We start from the raw sequence: 10,964 nt of genomic DNA on the forward strand, positions 1-10,964 counted from the left end.
GGGCGGGGCGCAACGGTGTGACGTACTACCCGGATACGGAGTGATGCCCGAAATGAGGCGTTATGCGGCTTTCCTGTGCTGCTCGGGGCGGTCCGGCCTCTACGACGCCCGTTAGGAAGTGATCTGGCTCCTATGGGTGGCATCACACCGATCGGCCCCATCGGGGCCGCCGTCCGGTCCTTGGCGGCGCACCGGCCCCGGGCAGGGAGAGGGCGTTCTCCCCGATCCAAAGATTCCCTTTGATGTTCTCAAAGTACAGGTGTTAACGTTTTGGCTGTGAAGACAGCAGCCGCGTACCGCGCAGACGCCCCCCGGGGCGTCTGCCGCGTCGTGACGGGCGTACCGCTCGTGGCGCGCCTGCACGTCGACCTCTGCCGCTGCCTGTCCGCGGCGTGTCGCGCCTGACCGCGAACTCTTCGATGCAGCGGCGCCGTTGACGTCTCTTCACGGGCGCCGCTCTCGTACGTCCCCGCTCGAACCCTCTTTCCCGTGCGTCCCTACTGGAGTGTGTCCGTGTCCGCGAACACCGCCGATCCGAAGCCCCCGACGTCCGGCTTCCGGATACCCGTCCCCTTCTGGGCCCAGGTCCTGCTCGGCCTCGCCGTCGGCCTGGTCCTCGGCTTCGTCGCCCGCACCTACGACGTGTCCTGGCTCGCCACCACCCTCGACAAGGTGGGCGGCATCTTCGTGCAGCTGCTGAAGCTGGCCGTGGCTCCGCTGGTCTTCTTCGCGATCATGGTGTCGATCACCAACCTGCGGAAGGTCAACAACGCGGCCCGCCTGGCCGGCCGCACCCTGCTCTGGTTCATGATCACCTCGCTGATCGCGGTCGTCATCGGCCTCGTCATCGGCCTGGTCTCCAACCCGGGCTCCGGCTCCTCCCTCACCCCGGCCGACGGCGGCAAGCCGGAGCACGCCGGCAGCTGGCTGGACTTCCTCACCGGTATCATCCCGACCGACGTCATCACGCCGTTCACCGAGCTCAACGTCCTGCAGATCGTCTTCATGGCGGTCGTCGCCGGTATCGCGGTCCTCAAGATCGGCCCGAAGGCCCAGCCGGTCCTCACCCTCTCCGAGTCCATCCTCCAGCTGCTGCAAAAGGCCCTGTGGTGGGTGATCCTGCTCGCCCCGATCGGCTCCGCGGGCCTCATCGGCCGCGCCATCGTCCAGTACGGCTGGAACCTGCTCGGCGACTACGCGACCTTCACCGCCGACATCTACATCGGCTGCGCCCTGGTCCTGTTCGGTGTCTACCCGCTGCTGCTCTTCACCGTCGGCAAGCTCAACCCGCTGCAGTTCTTCAAGGGAGCCTGGCCCGCCATCCAGCTGGCGTTCGTCTCCCGCTCCTCGGTGGGCACCATGCCGGTCACCCAGCAGTCGGCGATCCGCCTCGGTGTCCCCAAGGACTACGCCTCCTTCGCCGTGCCGTTCGGCGCGACGACCAAGATGGACGGCTGCGCGGCCATCTACCCGGCCATCTCCGCGATCTTCGTGGCGCAGATCTTCGACGTGCAGCTCGGCATCAAGGAGTACCTGCTCATCGCCTTCGTCTCGGTGATCGGCTCGGCGGCCACCGCCGGCCTGACGGGCGCGACCGTCATGCTGACGCTCACCCTGTCCACCCTCGGCCTGCCGATGGAGGGCGTGGGCCTGCTGCTCGCCATCGACCCGATCCTGGACATGATGCGTACCGCCACCAACGTCGCGGGCCAGGCCCTCGTCCCGGTGCTCGTCTCCGCCCGCGAGAAGATCCTGGACCGGACGAAGTACGACAACGCCTCGGCCTCCCCGGCCGCCGACCACGTGGAGAGCGTCTACGACGAGCCGCGGCCGGCCGCCCCGGCGTCCGCCTGACGCCCGTCTCGTTCCGGGCACACGACCTCCCCGCCCAGCCGGCCGACAGCCGGCAGGGCGGGGAGGTCGCGTGCATCCGGGCGCCCCTGTGCGGAGGTGCCGGGACCAAGGAGGCCGGACATGATGGGGGTGCAGGCGGGTTCTGTGAGGAGGAGTACGGCATGGCCGGGTCGGGCTCTGGCGGTTCCGGGGGTGTGACAGGCGGCAAGTCGCGGTTCGACGACATCTACGACCGGCCGGACCCACGCGCGTACTTCAGCCGGCTGGCCCCACTGGAGTACGAGATCCCGCACCATGCCCAGCCGGTCTTCCGGCAGGTCGCCGCCGAACGGGCCGCGGTCGACGACGGCCGCCCCCGCAAGTCGGTGGTGCTGGACCTGTGCTGCTCGTACGGGATCAACGCCGCGCTGCTCAACCACGACGTGACGCTGGCGGAGATGTACGAGCGGTACACCTCCCGCACCGCCCGGACCATGTCGACAGCGGAACTCATCGCCTGGGACAAGGAGTTCTACGCTCAGCGGCGCCGACCGGACGCGGTCGCGGTGATCGGACTGGACGTCTCGGCGCCCGCCGTGCACTACGCGCTCGCGGTGGGTCTCCTGGACGCCGTGTTCACCGACGACCTGGAGCAGGGCCCGCCCAGCCCCCGGCTGAGCCGAGCGCTCGCGGAGGCCGGCCTCATCACGCTGACGGGGGGCGGAAGCTACGTCACCGCCCGGACGTTCGCCGCGCTGCTGGACAGCGTCCGACGGCCGATGTGGGTCAGCGCGTTCGTGCTGCGGACGGTTTCGTACGACCCGGTCGTGCGGACGCTGGCGGCGCATGGTCTGCGCACGACCGTCGATCCTTCCCGCACCTATCCGCAGCGGCGCTTCACCGACGTCCGGGAACAGCAGTACGCCATCGCGGCGGTACGGGCGCTGGGCGGCGACCCCGCCGGACGTGAGCAGGCCGGCCGCTTCCACACCCTGCGCTATGAATCCCGCCCCGATACATCCGGGTAGCCGGGGGCGGAAGCCGTCGGGGCCCGCCTTTGGACGGTGTCCCGCCGAGTGGTGCAGCAGTGATCAGTGCATTACCCCAGGCCATCGGGAGGCCATCGCGCACTTCCCTCAACAGCGAAGCTCGTTGAGAGAGGTGACGCGATCGAGGCCGAGGCCACCTCGTTCATCGGGGCGGAGCCCGGCGAGCACACCGAGACCCGCACCAACCCGCGCACAGGCTCGCACCGCCGACTGCCTCTGCTGATCAGGCCGGGCATCCCGGGATGCGGTGCCCGTACTGGCGCGTAACGTAGAAAAGAAGACGCAAGAGGCAGAGAAACCAGGCACCCCTTCTGTCACCGCCCCGAGTGCGCGGGCGGTGGCAGAAGGGGGGCGGGCGAGACGTGGCGGTGCTTCGGTGCCGCGCCGTCGCCCGCAGCCGGAAGGAGGGACTCTCGTGGGTGCAGCACCGGAGACCCCGCAGAAAGCCGAACTGACGGAAGAACAGGCGCACGACAGTGAGCGTCAGTGGTTCCTCGACGCCGAGACCGGGGAGCTGAAGCCGGAGGAGGACCCCCAGCGCGACCAGCAGGCCCGGCCGCGCCCGGTTCGAGTGGCCCGCTGGACCTTCGATTGACCGATCTGCCCGAGGACCGCGTCTGGGCTCGCCACCGTCGGCGTACGGGAGCGGTGCTGATCGTCGGCGCGGGAGCGGTCGGCGGATTTCTCGCCGAAGAGCTCGCACGGATCGGATTCAGCCCGCTCCGGCTGGTCGATCCCGACACGCTCGCGGTGGAAAACCTGATGCGGCACCCACTCGGTGCTCCGGCCCTGGGACAGCCCAAAGCCCCGGCACTGGCCGAGAAGATCCGTCGCGACTTCCCGCCCTGTGACGCCATCGGCCACCATGCGGACTTTCTCGAGTTGCCCGCCCACCAGCAGCGGTCGCTGGTGGGCGGCGCGGACGTGGTGGTGGCGGCGACCGACTCCGCCGCGTGCCAGCGCCACGTCAACCGCGTGGCCCTCGCGGTGGGCAAGCCCGCGGTGTATCCGGCGGTCTGGGTGGACCCCAGGATCCGTGACGCCGAGGTCGGCGAGATCCTGTGGGTGCTCCCCGGCAGGCGTACGCCCTGTTACGAGTGCGCGGCGGCGTTCCGGCGGGCGACGGCCGACACCCAGGCCGCCCGCGGCGCCCGGGTGGACATCCAGCTCGTCGCCCTGGCCACCGCGCAGGTCGTGACCGCGCTGGCGCACCCCGACGACGACCGCTCGGCGATCCTCGATCCGCAGCGCACCGCCATCTACCTCCACGGACTGACGCCCACCTCGCCGGGCGTCCGGGCCACCTTCCCCACCACGGGGCTGAGCAGCCAAAACGTCCGGGTCCCCTTTCCGTCCCCTCCCTGCCCTGCCTGCCGCGGCTGGCGCCATGTGGCCTCTTCCCCGGCATCGGCCACCGTGGGAACGGGTGGGCGGCCCGGTGACGACCGGGGATGCGGGTGGCCCGTCCTCGCTGCCATCGTGCTGTGCATCGTGGTCTTGTTCGTCGTCTCGCTCACCCACGGCACGCCCAGGTAGGCCCTGTCGGTGTCTTCGGAGCTGATACCGATCGCGTCCGGCCGGATCATGGACCGGCCGCGCGGGGGCTCGCGCCGAGTGGCGGCAGGCAACGAACTGACGCGTGTCCGTGCAGGCAGCGGATCCGGGCCGGCCGGAGAAGCAGCGTGCCGCGGAAGCCGGCTTCGCGGTCCTCGGCGCGCGGGATAGTCGTGCACTGCGGCGTCGGACGCGTTTTCGGCGTTCAACGCCCGCCGTTTGCGTACCTCATACCTCCCGGTCTGCCGCCGTGCCTGGAGGGAGCCTCCAGGATCAGCCCCAGCCAGACTCCAAGACACCGAAGTGAGTAGACACTCCCGCAGTTCACCGGGCTTTCCCGCGCCGGAGGGAGAGGGAGGGGTTTTGAGCCGGGTCGATGTTAGCAGGGGTGTTCCGGGGCGCTACCCCCGGCGGGGTTTTATGGTGCGGGTCACTTCTACGGTGTGCTCGGCGCGTTGGGAACAGGCCGGGCGGGGCATGAGCAGCCGGTCGTCGAGCTGATGCGGTCGCCGGGATTTCCGGACGAAGTCTCAGCACATGTGCCGGGTTGTGTGTGTGGAGGGGGAAAGTCGGCAGCGTGCCAACAGGTCGGTTTCATTCCGGACCCAACTTGTTCGATTCGCGCGCCTCTGGTTACAGTCGGCCGCCATGACCGCAGACCTCTCGCTGATCCGGAGCAGCTTCGCGGCTGTTCAGCCCCACGGCTCGCAGGTGACCGCGTACTTCTACGACCACCTGTTCGCCCACCATCCCGGTGTGCGCCCCCTGTTCGCCACTCACCTCGACGAGCAGCGCGACCGCCTGTGGGCGGCTCTCGGCGCCCTGGTGGTCAACCTGGAGAACACCGACACGCTGACAGGCATGCTGCAGAACCTGGGGCGGCGCCATGCGGGATACGGCGCGCTGGCCGAGCACTATCCGGCCGTGGGGGCCAGCCTGATCGCCACTTTGCGCCACTACGCGGGCGATGCGTGGACACCGGCCGCCGAGGAGTCCTGGGCGGCGGTCTACGACGTGATCAGCAGCACCATGATCGAGGCCGGCAAAGCCGCCTCGAACTGAGGCAGCCGCCGGCCGGCTCCCCATTGTTTGGAGGTCACCCCTGATGTCAGCCACTGGAGGGCGGACGTGAGCGATTCCCAGGTGCTGAGAGATTCCTTCGCCCTGGTCGGCAAGTCGGGGGACGAGGTGCCGCGGTACTTCTACTCCTACCTGTTCCTCATCGCGCCGGAGGTCCGGCCGATGTTCCCGGTGGCCATGGGGGCGCAGCGCGACCGCCTCGTCGCCGCCCTGGGCCGGATCGTCGCGGAAGCGGACGACCCGGACCGGCTCGTTCCTTACCTGCAGCAGCTGGGCCGCGACCACCGCAGGTTCCAGGTGGTGACGCACCACTACGAGGCGGTGGGGCAAGCGCTGCTGGCCACGCTGGCCTACTTCCTGGGCGATGCGTGGACCCCGGAACTGCAGCGCCGCTGGACCGAGGCCTACACCCTGGTGGCCCACACCATGATCCAGGCCGCCGACGCCGACAGCGCGGTGAATCCGGCGTGGTGGAACGCCGAGGTGGTGCGGCATGAGCAACGCGGCTTCGACATCGCGGTCCTCACACTGCGCCTGGACCAGCCGATGGCGTACCTGGCCGGGCAGTCCGTGATGGTGGAAGTCCCGACGCTGCCGAGCACCTGGCGGTCCTTCACCCCGGCCAACGCGCCGCGCGCCGACGGGACCGTCGAGCTGCACGTGCGCGCCGTCGACGGCGGCCTGGTCAGCCCGGCCCTGGTGTACGGGCTGCGACAAGGCGACGTGCTGCGTCTTGGAGCCCCGGTCGGCAACAGGCTCACGCTCCGGCCGTCCCGCGGCCGGGACCTGGTGCTGATCGCCGGGGGCACCGGCCTGGCCCCGCTGCGCGCCCTGGTCGAAGAGATCGCCCAGCACGGTCCTCAGCGCCGGGTGGACCTGTTCGTCGGGGCACGCGACACCCACGGCCTGTACGACCTGCCCGCGCTCAGGCAACTGGCCCAGGCCCACCCGTGGCTTCGAGTCACGCCGCTGGTCGGCGCGGACGCCGGCACCTTCGACAACCGCAGCCTCGCCGGCCCGGTCCTGCGCGCCGCCGCGTGGAGGGGATGCTCCTTCTACGTCTGCGGCTCGCCGGCCATGGTTTCCGCGACCGTGCGCGATCTGGCGGACGCGGGCATTCCCCACGACCTGCTGCATTTCGAAGACGCTCGGTGATGGGAGACACGTGAACGAGACAGGAGCACACCATCCGGAGGAGCACCGGGTGACGCCCGAGGCACTGCGGTCCATGACCTTCCCCCGCGCCCCCCTGACCCGTCGCGGCTACAACGAGGAGGCGGTGCACGACGCCCTGCGCCGTTGCGCGGCGACTCTGACCGCGCTGGCGGAGGAGAACAACCGGCTGCGGACGGACATGCAGCGCCACCGGGACTGGATCCGGGCGAACAACATCGGCGACAGCAGCGGCCCCACCGGGGTGCCGACCGTGGACGCCGTACTGCAGCAGGCCCGCGCCCAGCAGTCGGCCGAGCAGACCGTCTCCGCGGCCCGCGAACAGGCCCGCAACATGGTGCGGGCCGCCAGGGCACAGGCCGAGGCGATCCTGCAGCAGAGGTGGGAACAGGCCACCGAGGAAACCGAAGGCAACCCGGAAGAGACCGAGCGGCTCATCTCCTATCTGCGCCAGGTCGCGCAGTCACTGACCGCCACCGCGGACCAGTACGCCACCAAACAAGCCCAGACCCCTTCCTCCCCGGCCACTGCCGCCACCCCGCACGGCACCTGACCGGCACCCCCGGACCGGGTCTGCCGCCAGCACGGGGCGCCCACCAGGCGAGCTGCTCCACGGGAACGGTCACGAGCAGGCGGCCGCCGCGTACGCGGGCGAACCGGTGACGCCACGAGGTGAGGTGCCCGAGGGCACCTCCTCCGCGAGGAGGGCCTCCTGGCCGTGTGCAGACCGGGGGAGGGGGAGGCGACGTACTCCGCGTCACCGGTTCCACAGCCGACTGCGCCGTTCACCAAGGGCGATCGTGAGTGCCTCGCGCAGTTCGCGGTTCTCCGCCTCCAGCTGGCGTTTGCGCTCCATGGCGGTCGCCCGGCGCCGCCGGGACGGGGCGGTATCGGGCTCGAAGGCGTTCGATCCGGGCTCTCGGGCCCGGCCGGTCGTGGAGCCGGGCCCGGGAGACTCCCGTCTCGCGGGCGACGGTCTCGCTCCGCGGGTCTGGACAGCGGTCGCGGCCGAAGAACGGATCCGCAACGGGTGACGACTACCTGGTACTTGATCGGACCGCCGGTGCACGGGGACGGCAGGGACGTTCGGCGGCTCGCCGGACCGGCTGTGTCACACAGGAGGCGACGGGTACCAGGGGCGGGCCAGGAGTCCCCGCCGACACCCGGGAGGGAAGACACATGCTCTCCGACAAGTCCCGTCCCGTCATCACCGCCACGCTCCCTGTGGTCGCCGACCGCATCGGTGAGATCGCCCAGCGCTTCTACCAGCACATGTTCTCCGCGCATCCCGAACTCCTCGACGGCGTCTTCAACCGCGGTAACCAAGCGCACGGTCATCAGCAGCAGGCCCTGGCCGGCTCGGTGGCCGCGTTCGCGACGACCCTGGTGGAGACACCGGAGCGGGTGCCGGAGCAACTGCTGCGCCGGATCGCCCACAAGCACGCCTCGCTCGGCATCCGCCCGGACCAGTACCGGATCGTCCACGACCACCTGATGTGGGCGATCGGCGACGTCCTGGGCGATGCGGTCACCGAGGAGGTCGCCGCGGCCTGGGACGAGGTGTACTGGCTGATGGCCAACGCCCTGATCAACCAGGAGCGCGGCCTCTACAGCGCCCGCGGGGTCCGGCCGGAGACGGTCTGGCGGGACTGGCGGGTGGAGCGGAGGATCAAGGAGACCGACGATGTGGTCACCTTCGTCGTCGAGCGGATCGACGACCGCCTGGTGAAGACCTCATTGCCGGGCCAGTACGTCACCGTCCGGATGCGGATGCCCGACGGGAAGCTCCAGCCGCGCCAGTACAGCCTGACCCGCGCCGACGACGGCGAGCACCGCCAGTTCTCGGTGAAGCGGGTGCGCGGCGAGGCCGGCGACCCCGACGGCGAGATGTCGGCGCTGCTGCACGACTCCGTCGGAGTGGGCGACGTCCTGACGCTGTCGCTGCCGTACGGCGACGTGGTGCTCGACGACTCGGGACGGCCGGTGGTCTTCGCCAGCGCGGGCATCGGGATCTCCCCCATGGCGGGCATGCTGTCGCACCTGGTCGCGGCCGACTCCGGGCTGTCGATCACCGTTCTCCACGCCGACCTCGACGAGGCGTCCTTCCCGCTGCGGCGGCAAGTGGTCAACGACGTGCTGGCGCTGCGGAACGCGCGGATGTACGTCTGGTACGAAAAGGACGCGCACAGCCTCGAACCGGTGGACGGGGTCTTCGAAGGACTGATGGACCCGACCGCCGCCGGCATCCCGGACAATGCCCTTTACTACCTGTGCGGGCCAGGCCGTACGGAGCCGGCTGATCGAGCACGGGGTCGCCCCGCACGACATCCAGTACGAGGTCTTCGGCCCCGACCTGTGGCAGGCCGACCTGGACTGACCGTCGTGGCCACGAGACCACGACCACGACTCTTCCGCGTTCTGCACGAGGCACCGGCCCGCGGCCACATCCGCCCCGGTATCCGGATCGCGTCGTCCACCCACCCGTCCCGCGCCGGCACCAGGGCATGGCCCCGCCACTCACGGCCCCTTGCCTCGTCTTGCCCGGGCGGCGGGGTGCGTACGAACTCTTCGGCCGGGTTGCGGGTGGAACCCCCACTCGTCCTGCGGGAACTCGTCCCGTTCGCCGCCGGGCGAGCGGCCCGGGTCAGGAGCGGCGCAGCAGGATCATGAACCCGTAGTCCATGTGGAGCTGCTGGTGGCAGTGGAACAGGGACAGCCCCGGCTGGTCGGCGGTGAAGTCGAAGTCGAGGGCCTGGTAGCCGCCGAGCATGACGACGTCCTTGTGCAGGCCGTGGGTGGGGGTGCCGGCGATGTGGGTGACTTCGAAGGTGTGGCGGTGCAGGTGGAGGGGATGGATGTCGTCGGTGGCGTTGCGGAACCGCATCCGGTAGCGCCTGCCGCGGTCGAGGTCCAGCACCGGCTTGTCGGTGGCCATGGAGAAGGGCACGCCGTTGAGGGCCCAGATGTTGAATCCCCTGTCGGCGGCGTTGCGTTTCTCCACCAGCAGGTCGAAGGTGCGGTCGGGCCGCCGGCCGGTGGCACCCGCACGGGCGAAGGCGCGGTAGTCCCAGGTGGATGTGGGCGGTGCGGTCCATCGGGGGGAACCGCCGCGGCCGGCGTACTCCACCACCGTGCCCATGCCGTTCTTCCGGTCGTCGTCGGACAGGTCCCCCAGGACCCACACGCCCGGATGGTTCATCTCCACCAGGGCCGAGACGCGTTCGGCGGTGCCGATCCACAGCACCGGCACGTCGGCGGGGCGGGGTACCGGGTTGCCGTCGAGGGCGACCACTTTGAAGGTGTGTCCGGGCAGGGCCAGGCTGCGGATCTCGGTGGCGCTGGCGTTGAGGACGTGGAACAGCACGCGCTGACCGGACTTGACCCTGATCGGCGGGCCGTGGCCCAGTTTGCGGCCGTTGACACTGAAGGCGGTGTAGCCGACCTCGTAGCCGTGCGGCATTCCCCGTGCCAGCGAGTCGGCCATCGCCCTCTCACCCCTGCGCTTCAGGCCCGGCACCTCGGAGCCGGCCAGGAAGTCCTGGGCCATGTCCCCGCCCCGGCTGAAGGCGGGCCCGAACTCCTTCAGCACCAGGAAGACCTCCTGGTCGTAGGCGCCGGGGTGGGCTTTCGGCTCGATGTAGACCGGGCCTGCCTGACCGGTGTAGGTACCCAGGGTCAGGTCGTCATGTGCTGCCACATGGGTGTGGTAGAAGCGGAAACCGGCCGGTCCGGGCGTGAACGACAGGCGCCGCATCCCGTGCGCGGGGATGTACGGGGTGCCCTCCTCCGCGGCCCCGTCCACTTCGGCGGGAACCCGCTGGCCATGCCAGTGCAGCAGCTCGGGGGTGCCGGTGTCGTTGTGGACGTCGACCACGACCGTGCGGCCCTCGGTGAACCGCAGCAGGGGACCGGGGAACCGCCCGTTGTACGTCGTGGTGGACACGATCGTGTCCGGCGCGAGCTCGACGAGTCCGGTCGCGATCCGCACCGTGTAATCCGCCTTGCCCGTGGCATCGGGCAAGACGGACGGCGCCGTGGAGGCGTGGGCGGAGGCGGGGGCCGGCCTGGCGCCGCCCCCGGTCAGCAGAGCCAGGCCACCGAGCTTGAGGACATCGCGACGGGTGATCTGCACGGCCTGCTCCCTTCCTGGTCCTGGTCCGGGTCCTGGTCAGGACCCGAACAAGCATCGGTCCCGGAGTTCACCCCCCTTTGCGACCAGTGTCCGCCTCCGCGGTATCGGCAAGCGACATCGAGAATTCATCCCCGGGCCAGGCC

The 10,964-nt window shown here is 70.2% G+C and carries 8 protein-coding genes and 1 pseudogene; 8 read left to right on the top strand and 1 reads right to left on the bottom strand.

Annotated elements, in window-relative coordinates; genetic code table 11:
* Positions 1–513: 513 nt before the first annotated feature.
* From C1I97_RS21885 to C1I97_RS21915, 8 genes and pseudogenes are all read left to right on the top strand, one after another.
* Positions 514–1,854, top strand: coding sequence for a dicarboxylate/amino acid:cation symporter (locus C1I97_RS21885; RefSeq protein WP_111004914.1), 1,341 nt, complete (start codon positions 514–516; stop codon positions 1,852–1,854).
* Between the two features lie 161 nt (positions 1,855–2,015).
* On the top strand, positions 2,016–2,861 hold the full coding sequence (locus C1I97_RS21890) for a hypothetical protein (protein ID WP_111004915.1): 846 nt from the start codon (positions 2,016–2,018) through the stop codon (positions 2,859–2,861).
* 436 nt (positions 2,862–3,297) lie between these two features.
* Positions 3,298–3,477, top strand: a complete 180-nt coding sequence (locus C1I97_RS40055; RefSeq protein ID WP_181446849.1) for a hypothetical protein — start codon at positions 3,298–3,300, stop codon at positions 3,475–3,477.
* Positions 3,474–4,418, top strand: coding sequence for a HesA/MoeB/ThiF family protein (locus tag C1I97_RS21895; protein ID WP_181446850.1), 945 nt, complete (start codon positions 3,474–3,476; stop codon positions 4,416–4,418). The genes C1I97_RS40055 and C1I97_RS21895 overlap by 4 nt, the downstream gene beginning before the upstream one ends.
* A gap of 666 nt (positions 4,419–5,084) precedes the next feature.
* The gene (locus tag C1I97_RS21900; RefSeq protein ID WP_181446851.1) at positions 5,085–5,498 is read left to right on the top strand and encodes a globin family protein; all 414 of its coding nucleotides are present in this window, start codon (positions 5,085–5,087) and stop codon (positions 5,496–5,498) included.
* Positions 5,499–5,564: 66 nt separating this feature from the next.
* Entirely contained in the window at positions 5,565–6,671 is a 1,107-nt protein-coding gene (locus C1I97_RS21905; RefSeq protein WP_181446852.1) for a globin domain-containing protein, read from the top strand.
* Positions 6,672–6,681: 10 nt separating this feature from the next.
* Positions 6,682–7,242, top strand: a complete 561-nt coding sequence (locus C1I97_RS21910; protein ID WP_146608261.1) for a DivIVA domain-containing protein — start codon at positions 6,682–6,684, stop codon at positions 7,240–7,242.
* Positions 7,243–7,868: 626 nt separating this feature from the next.
* A pseudogene (locus tag C1I97_RS21915) lies at positions 7,869–9,066 on the top strand (globin domain-containing protein).
* A 267-nt stretch (positions 9,067–9,333) separates the two neighbouring features.
* Here the strand turns inward: C1I97_RS21915 and C1I97_RS21920 are convergent.
* Positions 9,334–10,821, bottom strand: coding sequence for a multicopper oxidase family protein (locus C1I97_RS21920; RefSeq protein ID WP_111004920.1), 1,488 nt, complete (start codon positions 10,819–10,821; stop codon positions 9,334–9,336).
* Positions 10,822–10,964 lie beyond the last annotated feature (143 nt).

The organism is Streptomyces sp. NTH33 (genome assembly GCF_003236365.1).
Lineage (GTDB): Bacteria > Actinomycetota > Actinomycetes > Streptomycetales > Streptomycetaceae > Streptomyces.

Excerpts from the sequence above, each read along its gene's own strand:
- C1I97_RS21890 (WP_111004915.1), top strand. The coding sequence starts at position 2,016 with ATGGCCGGGTCGGGCTCTGGCGGTTCCGGGGGTGTGACAGGCGGCAAG.
- C1I97_RS21900 (WP_181446851.1), top strand. The coding sequence starts at position 5,085 with ATGACCGCAGACCTCTCGCTGATCCGGAGCAGCTTCGCGGCTGTTCAG.